16 protein-coding genes are annotated in these 21,612 nt (G+C 70.1%); 6 read left to right on the forward strand and 10 right to left on the reverse strand.

Annotation, left to right across the window (positions count from 1 at the left end; translation table 11 throughout):
• Positions 1-156: 156 nt before the first annotated feature.
• The 9 genes from B6G06_RS01640 to B6G06_RS01680 all read right to left on the reverse strand — a co-directional run bounded on the left by B6G06_RS01640 (position 157) and on the right by B6G06_RS01680 (position 12,174).
• Entirely contained in the window at positions 157-807 is a 651-nt protein-coding gene (locus B6G06_RS01640; RefSeq protein ID WP_081170635.1) for a LutC/YkgG family protein, read from the reverse strand.
• A complete protein-coding gene (locus tag B6G06_RS01645) occupies positions 807-2,366 on the reverse strand; it encodes a LutB/LldF family L-lactate oxidation iron-sulfur protein (RefSeq protein WP_080462567.1) in 1,560 nt (519 codons plus the stop codon). Before B6G06_RS01645 ends, B6G06_RS01640 begins: the two co-directional genes overlap by 1 nt.
• On the reverse strand, positions 2,363-3,160 hold the full coding sequence (locus B6G06_RS01650; RefSeq protein WP_080462566.1) for a (Fe-S)-binding protein: 798 nt from the start codon (positions 3,158-3,160) through the stop codon (positions 2,363-2,365). The genes B6G06_RS01645 and B6G06_RS01650 overlap by 4 nt, the downstream gene beginning before the upstream one ends.
• A gap of 368 nt (positions 3,161-3,528) precedes the next feature.
• On the reverse strand, positions 3,529-5,223 hold the full coding sequence (locus B6G06_RS01655) for an L-lactate permease (protein WP_080462565.1): 1,695 nt from the start codon (positions 5,221-5,223) through the stop codon (positions 3,529-3,531).
• 258 nt (positions 5,224-5,481) lie between these two features.
• A complete protein-coding gene (locus B6G06_RS01660; protein ID WP_081170637.1) occupies positions 5,482-7,428 on the reverse strand; it encodes a heavy metal translocating P-type ATPase in 1,947 nt (648 codons plus the stop codon).
• On the reverse strand, positions 7,421-7,822 hold the full coding sequence (locus B6G06_RS01665) for an ArsR/SmtB family transcription factor (protein WP_240494075.1): 402 nt from the start codon (positions 7,820-7,822) through the stop codon (positions 7,421-7,423). The genes B6G06_RS01660 and B6G06_RS01665 overlap by 8 nt, the downstream gene beginning before the upstream one ends.
• A 123-nt stretch (positions 7,823-7,945) precedes the next feature.
• Entirely contained in the window at positions 7,946-9,472 is a 1,527-nt protein-coding gene (glpK, locus tag B6G06_RS01670; RefSeq protein WP_080462562.1) for a glycerol kinase GlpK, read from the reverse strand.
• Between the two features lie 72 nt (positions 9,473-9,544).
• Entirely contained in the window at positions 9,545-10,309 is a 765-nt protein-coding gene (locus tag B6G06_RS01675; protein WP_080462561.1) for an MIP/aquaporin family protein, read from the reverse strand.
• 98 nt (positions 10,310-10,407) lie between these two features.
• Positions 10,408-12,174 (reverse strand): glycerol-3-phosphate dehydrogenase/oxidase, encoded by a 1,767-nt coding sequence (locus B6G06_RS01680; protein WP_081170641.1) that lies wholly within the window; start codon positions 12,172-12,174, stop codon positions 10,408-10,410.
• A 238-nt stretch (positions 12,175-12,412) separates the two neighbouring features.
• On the opposite strand from B6G06_RS01680, the gene B6G06_RS01685 reads away from it, so the two are divergent.
• Positions 12,413-13,459, forward strand: a complete 1,047-nt coding sequence (locus B6G06_RS01685) for a sugar-binding transcriptional regulator (protein ID WP_420807201.1) — start codon at positions 12,413-12,415, stop codon at positions 13,457-13,459.
• A 101-nt stretch (positions 13,460-13,560) separates the two neighbouring features.
• Here B6G06_RS01685 and tkt read toward each other — a convergent pair whose 3' ends face one another.
• Positions 13,561-15,651 carry a transketolase gene (tkt, locus tag B6G06_RS01690; RefSeq protein ID WP_081170644.1) on the reverse strand — a complete coding sequence of 697 codons (2,091 nt, stop codon included), beginning with the start codon at positions 15,649-15,651 and terminating at the stop codon, positions 13,561-13,563.
• Positions 15,652-16,008: 357 nt separating this feature from the next.
• Here tkt and B6G06_RS01695 point away from each other — a divergent pair, with 357 nt between their 5' ends.
• The 5 genes from B6G06_RS01695 (at position 16,009) to B6G06_RS01715 (ending at position 21,543) form a co-directional block, all read left to right on the forward strand.
• Positions 16,009-16,467 (forward strand): ribose-5-phosphate isomerase, encoded by a 459-nt coding sequence (locus tag B6G06_RS01695; RefSeq protein ID WP_080462557.1) that lies wholly within the window; start codon positions 16,009-16,011, stop codon positions 16,465-16,467.
• A 95-nt stretch (positions 16,468-16,562) separates the two neighbouring features.
• Positions 16,563-17,528, forward strand: coding sequence for a DUF7973 family transport facilitator (locus B6G06_RS01700; RefSeq protein WP_080462556.1), 966 nt, complete (start codon positions 16,563-16,565; stop codon positions 17,526-17,528).
• 71 nt (positions 17,529-17,599) lie between these two features.
• Positions 17,600-18,493, forward strand: coding sequence for an HAD-IIA family hydrolase (locus B6G06_RS01705; protein ID WP_081170646.1), 894 nt, complete (start codon positions 17,600-17,602; stop codon positions 18,491-18,493).
• 66 nt (positions 18,494-18,559) lie between these two features.
• Positions 18,560-20,122, forward strand: a complete 1,563-nt coding sequence (locus tag B6G06_RS01710; RefSeq protein ID WP_081170648.1) for an FGGY-family carbohydrate kinase — start codon at positions 18,560-18,562, stop codon at positions 20,120-20,122.
• A gap of 32 nt (positions 20,123-20,154) precedes the next feature.
• Entirely contained in the window at positions 20,155-21,543 is a 1,389-nt protein-coding gene (locus tag B6G06_RS01715) for a sn-glycerol-1-phosphate dehydrogenase (protein ID WP_081170650.1), read from the forward strand.
• The last annotated feature ends 69 nt before the right edge of the window (positions 21,544-21,612 follow it).

Here is a 21,612-nt window from a genome sequence, read left to right on the forward strand (position 1 = left end):
GTCAGCGAGCGGTATGGGAGGGGAAGAGGGACGCGGAGGCCCCGGCGCCCTCTGGGACAGGGATGAGCGCCGGGGCCTCCGGTTCTCCACTGCCCGAGGGTGAACATCCCGGGCAGTAGGGCTTTGCTCGGAGCCGGATCGAGTCCGGCCCCGCGGTCAGTGCGCGATGACGACCCCCAGGTTGCGGGGCCCGTGGACGCCGTTGACGCGGATGAGCTCGATGTCGCTGGTGGCCGATGGGCCGGCGATCCAGGTCGTCGGACGGGTCGGGTTCTCGCCCAGGATGTCCACGGCCTGCGGCACCGTGGGCTGGATCGACTCGCGCTCCAAGATGATGACGTGGCGGTCCGGCACCAGGGAGATGGCGCGGCGCCCCTGGTCGGGCTCGCCGTCGAGGCAGATCGTGCCCGACAGCGAGATCGCGGTGCGCGAGCAGGTCACGACGGCCTCGATCTCGTCGAGCTCGAGTGTGGGGATCGGATCCTGGCGGGAGTCCTCGCGGACGGTCCGGCCGTTCCTCGCAGCGGCCTCCTTGTAGGCCTGCGGGAGCCCTGCGGGAACCACGACGGTGGTCGCGTCGGCCAGGAGGGCGTCGATGGCGTCGAGGATGCCGACGTCCTCGGCCTCCACCCGCACGACGGCGTTGTAGTCCTCCAGCTTCTCCACCATCTCGGCTACGACGGGCTCGGATCCGGGCGGGTTGGCGCCGACGCGCGTATAGGCGCGGGGGACGGGCGCGGCCGGGGCGGTCTGGGAGCGGGAGATCGCCTCCCGGGCGCGCGAGAGGATCACGCTGCGGGCGTCCATCACTTGTCCTCCTTACTCTTACTGCTCGCAGTCGACTGCGGGTGCGTGCGCCTCCACCACTCGCGGAAGCTCTCCGCGGGGGCGGCGGGCACGTCGCGGGTGCCCGTCCACATCGAGGCGGGGAAGGGCAGGGAGCCGATCTTGCCGTCCCGGTCGATGAGGCGCGTGGCCTTGATGGCCTTCGTGGCCGTGGCCCACACCCTGCCGCTCTTCATGACCGGCGTGGTCACCCCCATGGCCACGTCCCACATATCGGGGAGGATCTTGCGCTTGACATCGACGGTCCTGGCGCGCAGGTGGACGAGGATCGTCGGGATGTCGATCTTGACCGGGCAGACCTCGCCGCAGGCCCCGCACAGGGTTGAGGCGTAGGGCAGGGTGTGGACCGGATCGTCGTCGGACAGGCCCTGGGTCAGCTGGGGGGTGAGGATCGCGCCGATGGGCCCGGGGTAGACCGAGCCGTAGGCGTGGCCGCCCGTGTGCTGGTAGACGGGGCAGATGTTCATGCACGAGCCGCAGCGAATGCAGTGCAGCGCCTCGCGGCCGATCGGGTCGGACAGGGCCTTGGTGCGCCCGTTGTCCATGAGGATGAGGTGGAACTCCTGGGGGCCGTCGCCCTCGGTGACGCCCGTCCACATGGAGGTGTAGGGGTTCATGCGCTCTCCGGTGGCCGAGCGCGGCAGGAGCTGGGAGAAGATCTCGACGTCCTGGAAGCGGGGGACGAGCTTCTCGATGCCCATGAGGGTGATGAGCGTGTCCGGCAGGGTCAGGCACATGCGGCCGTTGCCCTCGGACTCGAAGATCGAGACGGTGCCGGTCTCGGCAACGCCCATGTTGGTGCCGGAGACGGCCACCTTGGCGTGGAGGAACTTCTTGCGCAGGTGAGCGCGGGCGGCCCCGGCCAGCTCCTCAGGCGTGTCGGACAGGTCCTCGGGGGCGTCGTCCATGCGGTCCAGGAAGATACCGCGGACCTCGGAGCGGTTGCGGTGGATGGCGGGCACGACGATGTGCGAGGGCATGTCGTCGGCGAGCTGGACGATCATCTCGGCCAGGTCGGTCTCGTGGGCGGTGATGCCCTCGGACTTGAGGTGCTCGTTGAGATTGGTCTCCTGGGTGGCCATGGACTTGACCTTGACGACGTCGTCGACGCCCTTGGATCTGATGATCTCGGCGACGATGGCGTTGGCCTCGGCGGCGTCGCGCGCCCAGTGGACGATCCCGCCCCGGGCGGTCACGTTGGCCTCGAACTGCTCCAGGAGCTCGGGCAGGTTGCTCATCACCTCGTTCTTGACGGCGGAGGCGGCGTCGCGCAGGTCCTCCCAGTCCGGCATCTCCTCCACGCGCATGGCGCGCTTGCCCCGGATGGTGCGAGTGGCGTGGCCGAGGTTGCGGCGCATCTGCGTGTTCTGCAGGGTGCGGTGCGCGCCCTTGGTGAAGGTGGTGCCCCAGCGCAGCGGGTCCTCGGGGACGTCCACGGTGGTCACCCAGCCGCCGGTATGGGGGTGGGTCTCGGGGCGCCGGCCCGCGCCCGCGGGCATGCCCAGGAATGTCTGGCTCATCGGGCCACCTCCACATCCGCCTGGAAGGCGACGTTGCCGATGAAGGGGGCGTCCTTCGTCGAGGCGAGGATCTCGGCGAGGTGCATGATCCGCACCCCGGAGTTCAAGCGGGACAGCCCGCCGCCGATGTGCATGAGGCAGGAGTAGTCGCCCGCGCACAGGATCTCGGCCTTGGTGGCCTTCACATGGGAGACCTTATCGGTGAGCATCGCCGTGGAGACCTCATGGTTCTTCATGGAGAAGGTGCCGCCGAACCCGCAGCAGACGTCCGCGTCGGGCAGGTCGACGAGATCGATGCCCTCGACGGCGCGCAGCAGCGTGTAGGGACGGTCTCCAACCTTCGCGATGCGCATCGAGTGGCAGGTGGGGTGGTAGGTGACGCGGTGGGGGAAGTAGGCGCCGACGTCGGTCAGTCCGAGGACGTCGACGAGCAGCTCGGATAGGTCGTAGGTCCGTTCGGCGACGGCGTCGGCCCGTTTGGCCAGGTCGTGGTCCCCGACATGCTCGGCAACGAGGGCCTGCTCGTGACGTGTGGCCCCGGTGCAGGAGCCCGAGGGGACGACGATGGCGTCCCACTCGCCGTCGAGCACGGGCTCGAAGGTGTCCACGTGGTTGCGGATGAGTTTGGCGCCCTGCTTGAAATACCCGGTGTTCGCGTGCATCTGGCCGCAGCAGACCTGCCCCTCGGGGAAGACGACCTCATGGCCGAGCCTCTCCAAGAGTGTGACGGTCGCCTGCGGCGCCTGCGGGAACATGGTGTCCGCGATGCAGGTCGCGAAGAGCGCGATACGCACGATGAGGACCTCCCTGTCTTCTGTACTCGCGGCGTCGTTGTCCGATGTCGCTCTCACCCTAGGGCCTTCGTCCCTGCCCCGGTGGCCGTGATGTCCAGGAGACGGCGCCGGGTGGAGCGCGGTGGGGGCGCGACCCTTGGCGTACTGCGGAAACTCGGCGCTGTCATCGGGTGGGTGGCCGGTTGAGAGCGCCGGCCGCGTCGGTGGTGGCACCCCTCCGCGCGCCGGATATTACGAATGTGTGTCGTGATGTTTTCCCCGGCGGGCTCTCAGCGAGTCGCCCCCTCGCGCGTGTGGCGCGAGGGGGCGACTGAACGGGTGGGCCGGGCCGACTGCGGGGAAGGGGGGCGGGCCCGGCCTCGGGCGGCTCAGCGGATGGGCATGTAGGCGCCCAGCCAGCCCTGCGAGCCGATGAACACCAGCGTGCACAGGAGCAGCAGCAGGCCGATCGAGTACGGGGCGACCCGCTTGAGGATCTCGGCATCCGATCCGGGCTCGTCGATCGCGGTGGAGGCCACCGCCAGGTTCTGCGGGGAGATGATCTTGCCCAGGCCGCCGCCGATCGTGTTGCCCGCCAGCAGGATGCGCGCGTCGAGACCGGCGCCTTGGGCGGCTGTCGCCTGGAGCTTGGCGAAGAATGCGCCGGCGGAGGTCGCTGAGCCCGCCACGCCGGTGCCCACCCAGCCCAGGATCGGGGCGAGGAAGGCGAAGAATGCGCCGGTCGACGCCAGTGCCGCGCCGATCGCCGTGGTCTGGCCGGAGAAGTTCATGACGTAGGCCAGCGCCATGACCGTGGCGATGGTCAGGATCGCCAGGCGCAGGTTGTGGATCGTCCTGGGCAGGACGGCGAACATGGCGCCCACGCTCGTGCGGTATCGCCCGCCGGAGGAGACGGTTCCGTAGACGATGGCCACGATGATGCCGGTGACGAAGATCCACGTGCCCGGATTGGACAGGATCTGAAGGGTGTAGGTGCCTGACGGTGAGGGCCTGCCGTCAGCGCTCAGCAGCTGGCCGTGGACCCCGGGCCAGTGGATCGGCAGGTCCTTGGACTTCAGCACCGCCGGCAGGTCCACACCGACCTTCCACAGCTTGGTGATGGCGATGATGACGACCACGAGCACATAGGGCAGCAGGGCGAGCCCCACGCGGGCGCCGTCGGGCCTGTCCTCCTCGGCCACGAAGGTGCGGAACTCCTCGGGCGTCGTCGGGTTCCACACCAGCAGGAAGACGTAGCCGGCGGCCAGGCCCAGCAGGGAGGCGGCAACGGCGGTCAGCTCATAGGAGACTGAGGAGACGAGGAAGTGCCCGGCGCCGGTTGCCAGGCCGATCGCGAGTGCCAGTGGCCACAACTGCCTGATGCCCCGCATCCCGTCGATGATCTGCAGCAGGACCAGGGGGATGAAGGCCGCGAAGATCCAGGTGAGGTGCCCCATGCGGGTGGCGACCTCGACGGCGTCCTCCCCGCCCAGCTGGCCGGCGGTGGTCACCGGGATCGCCATGGCGCCGAATCCGACGTTGATGGCATTGCCCACGACCGTGGTCACGGCCGCCTTGATCTTGGGCAGGCCCAGGCCCACCAGCAGGGCGCAGGTGATGGCTACGGGCGCGCCGAATCCCGCCAGGCCCTCCATGAGCCCGCAGAAGGAGAAGGCGATGATGAGCGCCTGGGCGCGCTGGTCGCCCTTGCCGATGACGTTGAAGATCGCCTTGAGGTCGGCGCTGCGCCCGGAGGACTCGGTGAGGTTGTACAGCCAGACGGCGGCGATGATGATGTAGACGATCGGCATGAGGCCGAAGACCGCGCCCTGGGTGGCGCTCATGGCGGCCAGGCCCACCGGCATCCCGAAGAAGAGGGCGATGACCATGGAGATCGCCAGGGAGATGAGTGCGCACCAATGGGTCTTGACCTTGAAGGCGCCCATGAGGACGAAGAAGGCCACCAGGGGCACGAGTCCCACGAGAGCGGTCAGGTAGACGCTGTCCCCGACGGCGCTCGTCGACGGCGTGAAGCCTGTCGCGAGGGCCACTGGGATAGCGCTGGCGGGGAAGGCGGGTGCCATGAGGACCTCCGGCGTCGTTGCTGGTCAATAGCGGGTCTGAGGAGAGCTGGGGCGAGTTCTGCGCCCAGCGCCCTCCGAAGACCCGGGAGGGGGCGGATCCTGGAGCGCCGAGTCGCCCGGGCGCGGCCAGTGGACAAACGTCCTGGGTGAGAGTACCCGACATTCCCGGCGCGCGGTGCGCTCGGGGGATGGAAGGCGGGTGAGCGGAGCGGTGCTGCCTCCCGTGCCGGTCGGCGCCTGAGGACTGGCTGCCGCGGCTCAGCGCCGCGGGCCGGGGGCCAGACGCGCGGAGTTGAGGATGAAGGCGCTCTCGGAGCCCACGTGCACGAGGGCGGCGGCGATCGGGCCCAGCAGGCCCAGTGCGGCCATCCCCATCGCGACGGCGTCCACGGCGATGGTCCCGATGAAGTTCGCCATGATGACGCGCCGGGCCTTGCGGGCGATGTGGATCGTGCGCGCCAGGGAGAGTGGGTCCGACCCCACGAGGACGATGTCGCCCGCCTCTCGGGCAACATCCGTGCCCGAGCCCATCGCGATGCCCACGTCGGCGGTGGAGAGGGCAGGAGCGTCGTTGACGCCATCGCCGACCATCGCCACGCGATGGCCCGCCGCGCGCAGCTCGCTGATGATCGCCTCCTTGTCCTGGGGCAGCAGCCCGGCGCGGATCTGCCCGGGGGTCAGGCCCAGCTCGGCGCCGATCCTCGCGGCCGTCGACGGCGCATCACCGGTGAGCATGAGGACATCGAGGCCCATATCGCGGATCTTCGAGAGCATGAGCGCCGATCCCTCGCGCAGCTCGTCGGCCACCAGGATGATCCCCGCCGTGGCGCCGTCGACGACGACCCGGACGGCGGTGGCACCCGCGGGCAGGTCCGCCGCGGGGCCCGGCAGCCCGTCGAGAGCGCTGGAGTCCCGATCGGTGTCGGGGCGGCCGACACTCACCCGCTGTCCCTCGACAACGGCCTCGACCCCCCTACCAGGGGTGTAGAGGGTGGACTCGGGCGAGGGGATGGCCAGGCCTCGCTCGCGGGCCCTCTCCAGGATGGCCCGCCCTATGGGGTGCTCCGTGTTCCACTCGGCGGCCGCGGACAGGCGGAGCAGGGAGTCCTCGGCGCCCGCGTCGCCGCTGGCGGGGCGCAGGCCGACCACCCGAGGCGCGCCGGTCGTCAGCGTGCCGGTCTTGTCGAGCACCACGGTGTCGACGGCGGACAGGCTCTCCAGATGCGCCCCGTCCTTGATGAAGGCCCCGGTGCGCGCGCACCGGGCGACGGATGCCAGGACGGCCAGGGGCGTGCCGGCCGCGACGCCGCAGGCCCCGGCGGCGATGATCACGGAGATCGTGGCCCCGGTGTCCCGCGTGACGACAAGGGTGAGGAGCGCCAGGCCGAGGGCCAGGTAGACGATGCGGGCGGCGAGCACGTCCGCCAGGCGGTGGACGGGGGCGCGGCTGTCCTGCGCGGCGCGCACGGCCGCGATGATCCTTGCAAAGGAGGAATCCTCGCCCGCCCTCGTCACCTCGAGCTCGAGGGGCCCTTGGGTGATCGAACCTGCGGGCACGGGATCGCCCGCGTCCACGGTTACCGGCAGGGATTCCCCGGTGATCCGGGACTGATCGATGTCGGCGCTGCCCCTGCGCACGACGCCGTCGGCCGGGACCCTCCCGCCGGGGCGCAGGGCGATGACCTGGCCCGGGGCGAGGTCATCGATGGGGATCTCGCGCTCCTCGCCGTCGATGATGACGTGGGCCGTGCGCGGCAGGAAGGTCATGAGGCCGGTGAGCGCGTCGCGCCCCCGCTCCATGCACAGGTCCTCCAGGATCTCGGCCACGAGCACGAACAGGGCGATGAGCAGGGCCGTCCCCCACTGCCCGATAACAGCGGCCGCGGCGATGGCCAGCAGCATGGACAGCTCCATGCTCATGCGTCGCTCGCGCAGGTCGCCCCAGGCCTCGACGGCGATGGGCCAGCATCCGGCTGCCAGGATGACGGTGCCGATGGTCGCCAGCGTCCACCCCGGTGTGCCCGCCAGGCGGGCGATCCAGGCGGCCAGGGCGCCGACGGCGACGAGGATGACGCGGGCGGCGTCGGTGGTCTCGATCCGCTTCAGGAGCGGCTCATGGGCCTCGGCGGGAGGGGGAGGTGAGGATAATGGATCGTGCCGAGGGCACGTCGCGGGCTCGGCGCGCTCGGGGGCCGTCTCACTCATGATCCACTCCGATCCGGTGGTCGGCGGGCAAGTTCCCGGTGACGTGCTGGGCCTGGAAGACGGCCTGGCGCACGAGGATGCGGGCGTGCTCGTCGATGAGCCGGTAATAGACGCGGGGGCCCTCGCTGCGCGAGGCGACAACGTGCCCGAGGCGGAGCTTGGCCAGGTGCTGGGAGACGCCGGCGGCGCTGCGACCGGTGCGCTCGGCCAGGACGCCGGAGGAGATCTCCCCCTCCTCCTCCAGCAGGGCGATGATGCGGATGCGCGTGGCATCGGCGAGCAGGGAGAAGATCTCGGCCGCGAGCTCGGCGGTCTCCTGTGTCGCGGCATCGCTCATAGCGGGTCGTGGGGCGGCGACGTCGCGCACGAGCGAAGATTTAGCGTTTGCGTTCACATTTAAATAATAGGGATATGACGAGCTGTGTTCAAGGGGGCGCACCGAGGCCCCCGGCGCGCGGGCGCCGGGGGCCTCGGGAGGCCGGCAGGGACAGCAGGGCCGGCCGGTCAGGGGCGGCGGCTACTTGACGTCCTCGTCCACCCAGTCGAAGGTCCGGGTCACGGCCTTCTTCCACAGGCGGTAGGTGCGGTCGCGCTCGGAGGCGTCCATCGACGGCGTCCAGCGCTTGCCCTCCTGCCAGTTGGCGATGACGTCGTCGGTGGAGGCCCAGAAGCCCACCGCGAGGCCGGCCGCATAGGCCGCGCCCAGCGCCGTCGTCTCCACCACCGAGGGGCGCACGACGTCGCAGCCCGAGATATCCGCCTGGAACTGCATGAGGAGGTCGTCGTGGGTCATGCCGCCGTCGACCTTGAGCTCCTTGAGCGGCACGCCCGCGTCCGCGTTCATCGCATCGAGCACCTCGGCGGACTGGAACGCCGTCGACTCCTCGACCGCCCGGGCGATGTGGCCCTTGGTCACGTAGCGGGTCAGGCCCACGATCGCGCCGCGGGCCTCATCGCGCCAGTAGGGGGCGAACAGGCCGGAGAAGGCCGGGACGAAGTACACCCCGCCGTTGTCCTCCACGCTCGCGGCGAGCTCGCCGATCTGAGAGGACGTGGCGATCATGCCGAGGTTGTCGCGCAGCCACTGCACCAGGGAGCCTGCCACCGCGATTGAGCCCTCCAGGGCGTAGACCGGGGCCTCGTCGCCGAGCTTGTACAGCACGGTGGTCAGCAGGCCGTTGGAGGAGAAGACCGGTTCGGTGCCGGTGTTCATGAGCGTGAAGCAGCCGGTGCCGTAGGTGTTCTTGGCCATGCCCTTCTCGAAGCAGGCCTGACCGAAGGTCGCCGCCTGCTGGTCGCCGAGGATCCCGGAGATCGGGGTGTCCACCAGCAGGCCGTTCTTGCGGCCGTACCCGTAGATCTCGGAGGAGGACTTGATCTCGGGAAGCATGGAGGTCGGGATGCCGAAGTCGGCGCAGATGTCCTCGCGCCAGGTCAGGGTGCGCACATCCATGAGGAGGGTGCGCGAGGCGTTGGTGACGTCGGTGGCGTGGACGCCGCCGTTGATCCCGCCGGTGAGGTTCCACAGGACCCACGTGTCCGGAGTGCCGAAGAGCAGGTCGCCGGCCTCCGCGCGCTCGCGGGCGCCCTCGACATTGTCGAGGATCCACTTGATCTTCGTGGCCGAGGGATAGGTGGAGACGTTCTCACCGGTGATCTGGCGGTAGCGCTCGGTGCCCAGCGGGTCGCCGTCGGCGATCTCCCGGACGATGTCCCCCGTGCGCACGTCCTGCCACACGAGGGCGTTGTACACGGGCTTGCCCGTGTTCCTGTCCCACACGATTGTGGTCTCGCGCTGATTCGTGATACCGACGGCGGCGATCTCGTGGCGGTTGGTCTCCGCCTTCTGCAGCGCGTCGGCGACGACGGAGCGCACGGACTCCCAGATCTCCACGGGGTCGTGCTCGACCCAGCCGGGGTTGGGGAAGATCTGCGTGAACTCCTTCTGGCCGACGGACACGATCTCGCCGGAGTGGTTGAACAGGATGGCGCGCGACGACGTCGTGCCCTGATCGATGGCGAGGACGTACTTCTTCTCGGTCATGGGGTTTCCTTTCACTTCTTTGTGAGGGGGCGGGTGCTGGGGCGGCCCCGGGCGGGGCCGCCCCAGTGAGGATCAGGCGAGGCCGCAGGCGAAGACGATCACCGTGGCAACGATGGCGCCCAGGATCGGGCCGACCACCGGGACCCACGAGTAGCCCCAGTCCGATCCGCCCTTGCCCTTGATGGGCAGGACGGCGTGCGCGACGCGCGGACCGAGGTCACGGGCGGGGTTGATGGCGTATCCGGTCGGGCCGCCCAGCGAGGTGCCGATGACCACGATGATGAGGGCGACGCCGAGGGGGCCGATGGCGCTCTGGGTGTGTCCGGAGACGAAGACCCAGATGATCAGGACGGCGGTGCCGATGGCCTCGGTGACGGTGTTCCAGCCATAGGACCGGATCTCGGGGGCGGTGGAGAAGACGCCGAGCTTGAGGGCCGGGTCGCAGTCCTCGTCGAAGTGCTGCTTGAAGGTCAGCCAGCACAGGACGGCGCCGACGAAGGCGCCCAGGAACTGGGCGACGATGTAGACGAGCACGTTCGCGGCGCTCACGGCGATGCCGCCGGCGCCCAGCTCCGGGCCGTTGAGCGTGATGCTGGAGTCGAACATGTGGCCGACGACCTTCGCGATCGTCACTGCGGGGTTGAGGTGGCCGCCGGTGTTGTAGGCGACGTAGACGGCGGCGAACACCGCCAGGCCCCATCCCCAGTTGATGAGGAGCCAGCCGCCGTCCTTGCCCTTGGACTTGGGCAGCAGGTTCGTCGCGACGACGCCTCCACCGAGGAGGAGGAGGATCGCAGTTCCGAGGAACTCCGAGAAGAAAATTTGAGCGAGGCTCATGGGGGATTCACTTTCTGCACGTCAGCGTGCCATGAGAGGGTTATCAGGGGCGGGGAGAGGGGTGTGCGCCTGCTCGCCCGAGCAGGCGCACACGCTGATCAGATGGATCGGGTGACCTTGGCGACCGCGTCGGCGTCGGTTGTCTCGGCTTCGGCGGCGGCGATCTGCTCGACCCTCTCGGTGTAGGAGGCTAGCTCGCTCGCGGCGTCGTTGTCGGACCAATGGAGGAGCGGCGCCATGATCCCCAGGATCTCCTCGGCCGCGGACAGGCCGCGGTCCCGGTGGGAGATGTCCAGGCGCACGCGGTGCAGCAGGACGTCCTCGAGGTGCTCGGCGCCCTCGTGGGTGACGGCCCAGGCGACCTCGGCCCGCAGGTAGGCGGGCGCATTGGTCAGGGGCTCGCCCAGGCGCTGGGAGTCCTCGGCCGCGGCGTCGGCGTCGATGAGTTCCAGGATGTCGGCGGTCTCGTCGCCGTAGCGGTCCAGGAGATGGGTGATGCGCGCCAGCGTCCAGTCGCGCTCCGCCGCGAGCTGGGCGGCGCGGCCGGCCAGCTCCTCGTAGCCCTCGGCCCCCACGAGCGGCAGGTTCTCGGTGCGGCTGGGGTGGGCGTGGGCGAGGGCCTCGCCCAGGGCGTGGTCGACGGCGTCGACGCCCATGACCCGGTAGGTGGTCAGCTTGCCGCCGGCGATGGCGGTCAGGCCGGGGGCCACGCGGGTGACGGTGTGCTCGCGGGAGACCTTCGTGGAGGCCGCCTTGGCGCCCGGCTTGAGGCGGGGCTGGAGCAGCGGGCGCAGGCCCGCGTAGACGCCGATGATGTCCTCGCGGCGGATCGGGCGGGTGAGCACGGAGTTCGCGTGCTCGAGGACGTAATCGATATCCGCGCTGGTGGCCACGGGCTTGGCGACGTCCTCGGTCCAGGGGGTGTCCGTGGTGCCGATGACCCAGTACTCGGGCCACGGGATGATGAAGAGCACGGACTTCTCGGTGCGCAGGAAGATGCCGGTCTCGGCGTCGATCGCGGTCTTGGGCACGACGATGTGGATGCCCTTGGACGCCAGCACCTTGAGGCCGCCCTCGGTGGTGGCCATGTCCTGGACCTCCTCGGTCCACACGCCGGTGGCGTTGATGGTGCGGGTCGCGCGGATCCTGATCTCCTCGCCGGCAGCGAGGTCCGTGGCGGTCACGCCGGTCACCCGGCCCTCACCGTCCTTGAGGAAGCCGGTCACGCGGGTGCGGTTGGCGGCGTGGGCGCCCAGGCCGACGGCGGTGCGCACGAGGTCGATGACCAGGCGCGAGTCGTCCACGCGGGCGTCATAGAAGCGGATGGTGCCGGCCAGGTGGCTGGTGTCCAGCGCGGGGGCGAGGGCGGCGGTGCCCTTCTTGCCCAGGTGCTTCTGGATGGGCACGGTCTTGTGCCCGCGGGCGCCGGCGACGGCCAGGGCGTCGTACATGCCCACGCCGATGGCGGAGTAAGTGCGCTCGTAGTGGTGCTTGAGCGGCCACAGGAAGGGCTGGGCCTTGACGAGGTGGGGCGCGTTGGAGGTCAGGAGGCGGCCGCGCTCGGTGAGGGCCTCGTGGACGAGGGCGAAGTTCGCCTGGTAGAGGTAGCGCAGACCCCCGTGGATGAGCTTGGAGGACCACGACGACGTGCCGGAGGCCCAGTCGCCCATCTCGACGATGCCGGTGCGAAGGCCGCGGGAGGCGGCGTCGACGGCGATCCCGGCGCCGGTGACGCCACCGCCGATGACCAGGACGTCGAGGGGCTCGTCGGTGGGGCCGTTCGCGGATAGGGCGGCGAGTGCCTCGGCGCGCTGCTCCCGGTTGAGGGCTGTGGATCGCAGTGGTGCGGGTGTTGGGCTTGACATGGTGGCTCCTCGGTCTCGACGGTGAGCGGTTGCGTCTCGGGCGCGGCTGTCAGGGCGGCGGTTGTTCCCTGCGATACATCGTCGAGGCATGTGAGAGGATGGGCAAGCGTGCTGCACGAACGTGCAGGGCTGATGTGCGAAGCGGAGGAACATGACCACTCGGAGCGACGATTCTTCCTGGAATTCCAACAGTTCTGGCGATAATTCCACGCTGCTGCGGGCCTATGAGGCGGCGTCGATGTACTACGTGCAGGGCGAGACCATGGAGGTGATCGCCCATCACCTGGGGGTGTCGCGCTCGACCGTCTCCCGGCTCCTGGACCGCGCCAGGGCGACGGGCATCGTGCGCATCGAGCTCACCCAGCCCGGGGGTGCCGGCTCCATCGAGGGGAGATTCGCCTCCCTCTTCGGCGTGCGCGCCCAGATCGTTCCCGTGCGCGAGGGCGCCACCGAGATCCATCGGCTCCAGCAGGTCGCGGGCGTCGCCGCTGCGCGGATGGTCGAGATCACCGCCGAGTTGGCCGAGCGGCGCGCCTCTGAGGCGCTGGGGGCTCCGGTGGGGGCCGGTGCCGATGATGCTGGGATGGGCGGCGCCGAGGGCTGCGGGCGGGGCGGGCTCGAGGCGGCCCCCGGCCCGGGCGGGCGGGGCGTCGTCGTCGGCGTCGCTTGGGGCACCACTATGTCCGAGGTGAGCGCGGTCCTGCCGGCGCGGCAGGTCCCGGGAGTGACCGTGGTCCAGCTCAACGGCGCCACGGATCCGATGGAGATGGGGCCCAGCGCCGGTGAGGTGCTCTCGCGGGTGGGCCACGCGCTGGGAGCGCGCGTGGTGGCCTTCCCCGTCCCCGCCTTCTTCGATCATGTGGCCACGCGCGAGGCGATGTGGTCCGAGCGCTCCGTGCGCCGGGTGCTGGCGCTGGCGCGCAGTGCCGACCTGGCGGTCTTCGGCGTCGGGTCAGTGGTTCAGGGCGTCCTGCCCTCGCAGGTCTACGAGGGCGGGCATGTCAGCCGCGCCGACCGCGTGGCGCTGCGCCGGGAGCAGGTAGTGGGCGACGTGTGCACCGTGCTGCTGCGCGCCGATGGCTCCTGGAGCGATATCGCCCTCAACGCGCGGGCCACCGGTCCCACTCCGGCCCAGCTCGCGCGCATCCCGAGGCGACTGTGCGTGGTGGCGGGGAGGGCGAAGGCGCCCGCCCTGTTGGCGGCGCTTCGGGCGCGGGTGGCCACGGATCTCGTCGTCGACGACGCCACTGCGCGCGCCGTCCTCGATCTGGCCTCCGCCTCATAGTCTCCCCCTATATGCGAGACCGGTCGAAAATAGGAGCGAAACCGGTTCACGAACCGGTTTCGCTCCTATTTTCGACCGGTCTCGGGGCAGAGGGCGGGGCGTCAGGCCTGGGCGCGGGCGAGGGCTTGGACGGCTACCTCGGCGACGTGCTCGCCGGTGAAGCCGTACTCCTCGAACAGGCGCGGTCCGGGCGCTGAGGCGCCGTAGTGGTCGAGGGACACGATCGCCCCCGAGTCGCCCACGATCTCGCGCCAGCCCATCGCGATGCCGGCCTCCACCGAGACCCGCACGGCGCCGACGGGCAGCACGCGGGCGCGGTAGGCCTCGTCCTGCTCTGCGAACCACTCCAGGCACGGCGCGGAGACGACACGGGTCGGCGTCCCCTCCGCGCTCAGGCGCTCACGCGCGGCCATGGCCACGCCCACCTCCGAGCCGGTGGCGATGATGACGACGGCGGGATCGGCCGGCGCCCCGGCGGCGTCGACGGCGTCGGCCAGGACGTAGGCGCCCCGGCGCACGCCCTCGGCTGCCACCTCGGGGGTGGCGCTCACGCTGAGGTTCTGACGCGAGAGGACAACGCCGACCGGTTCGCGGCGGCGGCGCAGGATCTCCGCCCAGGCGGCCGCGGTCTCGTTGGCGTCCGCGGGCCGCACGACGGCGAAGCCCGGGATGGCGCGCAGGGCCGCCAGGTGCTCGATGGGCTGATGGGTGGGGCCGTCCTCACCCACGCCGATGGAGTCGTGCGTCCAGACGAACACCGAGCCGATGCCCATGAGCGCCGCCAGGCGCACGGCCGGGCGCATGTAGTCGGAGAACACCATGAAGGTGCCGCCGTAGGGGCGGGTCAGGCCATCCAGGGCGATGCCATTGAGGATCGAGCCCATCGCGTGCTCGCGGACCCCGAAGTGGATGGTGCGCCCGTAGGGGCCGTCGCCCCGGCCCACCGCCAGCGATGCCGGGAGGAAGGAGGGCTCGCCGGCCATCGTCGTGTTGTTCGACCCCGCCAGGTCCGCCGAGCCGCCCCACAACTCGGGCACCACGGGGGCGAGGGCGCTCAGGGTCCTGCCTGAGGCGGATCGGGTGGCGACGGCGTCGCCGAGCTCCCAGTGGGGCAGGGCGGCATCCAGTCCCTCGGGAAGCCGACCGGCGCGCAGGCGCTCCAGCAGTGCGGAGCCCTCGGGGTCCGCGGCCTGCCAGGCTGTGAAGCGGGCGTCCCAGTCGGCGCGCAGGACGGCGGCGCGCTCGGCGGCCTGGGCGCGGGTGTGCTCCAGGACCTCGGCCGGCACCTGGAAGTCGGCCTCCGGATCGAGCCCGAGGGCCCGCTTGAGGCCGGCGACCTCCTCGGCGCCGAGCTTGGCGCCGTGCGAGGACTCATCGCCCTGCTTGGTGGGTGAGGGCCAGGCGATGATCGTGTGCAGGCGGATGAGCGTGGGCCGGGCGGTCTCGGCGCGCGCCTGGACGAGGGCGGCGTGCAGCGCGTCGTAGTCCTCGCGGTACTGGCCGCCGGCCTTCCAGTCGACGTCGAGCACCTGCCAGCCGTAGGCGGCGAAGCGGGCGGAGGGGTCCTCGGTGAAGGCGATGTCCGTATCGCCCTCGATGGAGATGTCGTTGTCGTCGTAGATGGCGATGAGGTTGCCCAGCTGCTGGGTGCCCGCCAGGGAGGCGGCCTCGGAGGCCACGCCCTCCTGCAGGCAGCCATCGCCCACGATCGTGTAGACGTAGTGGTCGAAGACGGACTGGCCGGCCGGAGCGGCGGCGTCGAAGAGCCCGTGCTCCCTGCGTGCGGACATGGCCATGCCCACGGCGTTGGCAATCCCCGCGCCCAGCGGCCCGGTGGTGGTCTCGATGCCGGCGGTGTGCCCGAACTCCGGGTGGCCGGGGGTGGGGGATCCCCATGTGCGCAGGGCGGCGATGTCGGAGATCTCCAGGCCGTAGCCGGCCAGGGCGAGCTGGATGTACTGGAGCAACGAGGCGTGCCCGATGGACAGCACGAAGCGGTCTCGGCCCAGCCAGGCGGGGTCGGAGGGATCGCCGGCCATCTCCTTCTGATAGAGCAGGTAGGCGACGCCGGCCAGGGAGATGGGGGTTCCGGGGTGGCCGGATCCGGCCTTCTCGACGGCGTCGGCCGCCAGCGCCTTGGAGATGGCGATGGCCTTGAGGTCGAGGTCGGTCAACAGCGCGGGTGTGGTCATGCGTTCCTCCTAGGACGGCGGTCCCTGGGCTGGGCTGGTGCGGTTGTCGATTCACACACTAACGAAGCAGGCCGAGGCGTCGGGAGCCAGTGCCGCGCCGCTCATATGTGCGCAGGTCCAGCGGGGCGCCGCCAGGGGCGCCAGTGGCGCTGAGAGTTCCGAGCCCAAAATGATAGCACCGGCCCCGGTGTGGCGGCAGAGACTCGGCAGGAATTGCTCATGTGTGCAACCGATTGTCGAATTCGCTGCAATTCAGGACCATGAGAAGCGCGTATCAACCACTGCGTCATCCGCCTCTTACTCCCGGGGTGTGAACAGCTCCAGGCGGAATGATGTGGGCGAGCGAGGAGGCCGCATATGGGATACAGGATCGTCATCGCCTGCGATGACGCTGCCATCGAGTACAAGGAGACCTTGATGAGGGATCTCGAGGGTGATCCGCGCGTTGACAAGGTGATCGACGCGGGTGTGTCGAAAGGGGAAGGTATTGACTATCCCCACGTCGCCGTGAGGGCGGCCCGCATGATCTCCGACGGCGACGCCGATCGCGGTCTCCTCCTCTGCGGCACCGGCATGGGCATGGCTATCAGCGCCAATAGGGTCCCCGGTATCCGCGCCTCCGTCGCCCATGACTCCTTCTCGGTGGAGCGCCTCATCAAGTCCAATAACGCCCAGGTCCTCGCCCTCGGCCAGCGCGTCATCGGCATCGAGCTGGCCCGAAGGCTCGTGAGCGAGTGGCTCGGTCACGCCTTCGACCCCTCCTCGCCGTCGGCCCGCAAGGTGGCCGCCCTGGAGTCCTACGAGTCCGGCGCCTGAGCCCCGCCCCACCCCGCCCCCGTCGGCCCCACCCCTCGCCCCGGTGAGGCGCTCCCCGACCACCCCCGACCACCGCAGCACTTCAAGGACGAAGAATGACACCTGATACAACAATCCCCCTGCTTGAGAACCTGGACTTATTCTGGCTCCTGGCGGCCTGCGTCGGAGGCGTCATCGGTGCCATCGTCGGAGCGAACAACGCCTTCGGATTCACCGGTGTCATGATCCTGACAGGTTTCGGGATCGCCGCTTCGACGGGCAGCACCTTCTTCTTCGACTATGTCGCCTTCGGCCCCGTCTTCGGACCGCATATCGCCTTCGCCGGAGCCGCTGCCGGATCCGCCTACTCGGCGAAGAAGAACCTGCTCGCCACCGGGCGGGATATCGATACGCCGCTGGGCAGCCTCAAGGATCCGACAATCCTATGGGTGGCCGCGGGATTCGGTGTTGCGGGTTTGATCGTGCAGCGCCTCATCGCGCTCATTCCCTGGTTCGGAACCCACACCGACTCCGTGGCCTTGACGGTCTTCCTGTCCGGCTGCGCCTCCCGGCTCGCCTTCGGATCCACCGGCGTCCTCCACGCCCCAACCTCGCCGCGGGGCTCGCACCGCTGGCTCGATCACCAGGAGACGCCGGGCCAGCTCGGCACCGTCGCCCTCGCCTCCGCCGTCATGGCCTCCGGATGTGCGATCGTGCTGGCCTCCTACGCCCAGACCCACCTGCCCGAGGACGCGGCCGCCGCCGTGGTGGGCAATGCCCACACCCTGCCCTTCGCCATCTCCGCGCTCTGCATCTTCCTGCTGGTGACAGGACAGAGGGTCAACGTCACCCACCACATCACCATCATCGCGGGCTTGGCCGGCGCGCAGTTCTGGCTCGCCACCGGCAGCGGGTGGGCGGCCCTGGCGGCCGGCACCGTCCTCGGCATCCTGTCGGGCTTCGTCGCCGAGTTCGTCATCGCGCGCTCCACCTACTACCACGGCGACACGCATATCGACCCGCCGGCGGGGTCGATCTGGATCATGACCACGCTCATCCACCTCACCCTGCTCGCCGTTTGACTCCCTCCGCCCCTGACCGGGGCGCCCCGGGAAGCCCTGCCCGGATCACCCCACAACCCCAGGAAGCACCTATGAGCGAGACGTGTCCGCCCAGCGCTGCCCCCACCACCGTCCACGACTGGCCCACCGAGCTCTACGATGCCTACGTCTTCGACATGGACGGCACCATCTACCTCGGCGATCACCTCCTGCCGGGCGCCAAGCGCCTCATCGCCGAACTGCGCCGCCGAGCCATCCCCGTGCGCTTCCTGTCCAACAATCCCACCAAGGACCCCGGCCAGTACGCCGAGAAACTCGCCCGTCTAGGACTGCCGACGCCGGCGGGCGAGATCGCCAACACGGTGGTCACCACCGTGCGCTGGTTGACGGCTCACCACCCCGGGGCCACCGTCTTCGCCATCGCCGAGGATCCGCTCAAGCGCGCCCTGGCCCGGGCTGGAATCGCGCAGAGCGAGAATCCCGAGGAGATCGACATCGTCGTCGCCTCCTACGACCGCACCTTCGAGTACCGCAAGCTCCAGATCGCCTTCGACGCCATCTGGTACCACAAGCGGGCCTTCCTCATCGCCACCAACCCCGATCGCTTCTGCCCCTTCCCCCATGGGCGCGGCGAGCCCGACTGCGCCGCCGTCATCGCCGCGATCGAGGCCTGCACCGGCACCACCTGCCGCACCGTCATCGGCAAGCCCAACGTCTCGATGCTCCAGGCCGCCATCGGCGATCTCGACGTCAGTCCCGAGCGCTGCATGATGGTCGGCGACCGGCTCGGCACCGATATCCAGATGGCGGTGCGCACCGGTATGCGCTCCGCGATGCCGCTGACCGGTGAGTCCACCCTCGCCGAGGCCCTGGCCCTCGACGGGGCCGACCGCCCCACCTACGTCCTCGACCGCATCGACCGGCTCATCCCCGCCGCCGGGTGGGAGGAGCTCGGCTGGAGCGAGGGCCCCGACGCCATCCCCTGACCCGGCCCGCCCGACGCCGATCACGCGACGACACCGCTGTCACGACACGAAGAACGGAGACCAACGATGGTCAGTCCCGTATACGAAGGCCCCTACCTGCTCGGCATCGATTTCGGAACGGAGTCCTGCCGCGCGGCGATCTTCGACCTCGCCGGTCACCCGATCGCCTTCACCGCAGCCCCCTATACCACCACCCACCCCCGCCCGGGGCAGGCCGAGCAGAGCCCCGATGACTGGTGGGACGCCCTCAGGGCCGCCGTCCACCGGGTTCTCAACGAGACGGCTATCCCCGGCCGCCACATCGCCGGCATCTCCTACGACGCCACGACGATGACCATTGTCGCCATGGACGCCAACGGCCAGGAGCTGCGCCCGGCGATCATGTGGATGGATGTGCGCGCCTCCGGTCAGGCCGCCCGCGCCGAGACGATCGACCACTGGGCCCGCCTGTACAACGGCGGCGGCACCATGGGGGCGACCGCTGAGTGGTACCCCTTCAAGGCCGCCTGGCTCAAGGAGAATGAGCCCGAGGTCTACAAGGCCGCACACCGGCTCGTCGACGCCCCCGAGTGGCTCACTCACAAGCTCACCGGCGAGTGGACCCTCAACATCAACTCCGCGGCCCTGCGCATGTACTACAACCGCGACAAGGGCGGTTGGCCGGTCGAGTTCTACGAGCACATCGGCTGCGGCGACGTCTTCGACAAGATCCCCGAGCGCATCCTCGACCTCGGCATGCCCGTCGGCGGATTGACCGCCGCCGCCGCCGGCGACCTCGGCCTGCTGCCCGGCACGCCAGTCGCCCAGGGCTGCGCGGACGCCTGGGCGGGGCAGATCGGCCTGGGCGTCGTCGAGCCCGGCAAGACCGCCATCATCACCGGCTCCTCCCATGTCATCACCGGCCAGTCTCCCAAGCCCCTGCACGGCAGCGGCTTCTTCGGCGCCTACACCGACGGCGTCCTGCCCGGCCAGTACACCTGCGAGGGCGGCCTGGTCTCCTCGGGCTCCGTGCTCAAGTGGTTCAAGGACAACTTCGCCGCCGACGTCGCCTCCGCCGCGGAGCGCCTGGGCTACAACCCCTACAAGATCCTCGATGAGCGCAGCGCCCATGTGCCGGTCGGCTCCAACGGCCTCATCATCAACGAGTACTTCCAGGGCAACCGCACCCCGTACACCGACTCCAAGGCGCGCGGCATCGTATGGGGCCTCACCCTGGGCACCACCCCCGAGGAGTTCTACCGGGCCATCCAGGAGGCCGTCTGCTACGGAACCGCCCACGTGCTGCGGGCGTTCGGGGACGCCGGCTTCGCCACCACCGAGCTCGTCGCCTGCGGCGGCGCCACCAAGTCCCGCGACTGGATGCAGATGCACGCCGATGTCACCGGCGTTCCCGTCACCCTCACCGAGGTGGGCGACGCCGTCGTCCTGGGCTCGTGCGTGCTCGCGGCCGTCGGCGCCGGGCAGTACTCCTCCATCCAGGACGCCGTCCGAAACATGGTGCGCGAGACCGACCGCATCGAGCCGCGTCCCGATGTCCACGAGGAATACCGGTTCTACCTCGAGAAGTACATGGAGACCTACCCGCGCCTGCGGGCTCTCTCCCACGGGATGGTCGACCACCTCGTCTGACACGTCTGATTCCCAGGAAGGAAGCACGATCCATGACACAGTCATCGAACACCGACCTCATCACCCGGGCCCTGGCCACCGCGACCGATACCAGGCGGATCGCCTTCGGCGACGACGTTCTGGGCGCCACGGGCCCTCTCTTCGCCGATCTCTTCCCCGGCAAGCGGGTCATCGTCGTCGCCGATGGGAACACCTTCGCCGCGGCGGGCCGACCCGTGGTGGACTCCCTGGCGGCCGCCGGGGTCGAGGCCATCGAGCCCTACATCTTCCCAGGCGCCCCGACGCTCTACGCCGGCTACGAGAACGTCGAGATCCTGCGCGAGCGCATCAGGCCCCTGACGGACGCCATCGTGTGCTCCATCGCCTCGGGCACGCTCAACGACATCGCCAAGCTCGCCTCCGGGGAGCTGTCCCGCCCCTATATGAACGTGTGCACCGCCGCCTCCGTGGACGGCTACGCCTCCTTCGGGGCCTCGATCTCCAAGGACGGCTTCAAGATCACCCGAGGCTGCCCGGCCCCCGCCGGCCTCGTGGCGGACCTCGGCGTCATCGCCGCCGCCCCCAGGCGACTGACCGCGACCGGCTACGGCGACCTCATCGAGAAGGTGCCCGCCGGGGCCGACTGGGTGCTCGCCGACGAGCTCGGCATCGAGCCCATCGACGACGACGTGTGGGACCTGGTCCAGGGCCCGCTGCGCGACGCTCTGGCCGATCCCGGGCGCATCGGCGCGGGAGACCCCGGGGCCATCAGGGGTCTGGCCGAGGGCAACATCATGTCCGGCCTGGCCATGCAGGCGGCCCAGTCCTCCCGCCCCGCCTCCGGAGCGGGGCACCAGTTCTCCCACGTGTGGGAGATGGAGGGGCACGGCCTGGACTGGGAGCCGCCGCTGTCCCACGGCATGAAGGTCGGCATCGGCACCATCGCCTCCTGCGCCATGTGGGAGGAGATCCTGAGCCGCGGACCCGGTTTTGTGGAGGCGATCGACGCCGACGACGTCGTCGCGCGAGCGCGCTCCGACGAGGAGATCGAGGCCGCCGTGCGCCGGGCCCTCATCCCGCGCATCGCGCAGGAGGCGGTGGGGCACGCCGTGGGCAAGAACCTCACCGGCGATGCTCTGCGCGAGCGCATCACCACCATCAAGAGGGCCTGGCCGCGCGTGGTCGAGCGGGTCCGCCCCCTGCTCATGGGCCCGCAGGAGGTGGCCGATCGCCTCAAGGCCGTGGGCGCGCCCTGCCATCCCGAGATGATCGGGATCGACATGGGGCGCTTCCGGGCGACCCATGCCAAGGCCCAGATGATCCGGCCCCGCTACACCATCCTCGATGTCCTGGCCGACCTCGGGCTGCTCGACGACGTCGTCGACGCCCTCTTCTCCCCCCAGGGCTACTGGGGACGTCACCTCCACGAGGAGCGGGACTGACCTCCGACCAGGACCCGCCCTGAGCCACGGGCGCCCCGCCCCTGATCGACCACCCACCGCGCGACCCTG

Origin of the sequence: Actinomyces gaoshouyii (assembly GCF_002076915.1) — a bacterium.
Lineage (GTDB): Bacteria > Actinomycetota > Actinomycetes > Actinomycetales > Actinomycetaceae > Actinomyces > Actinomyces gaoshouyii.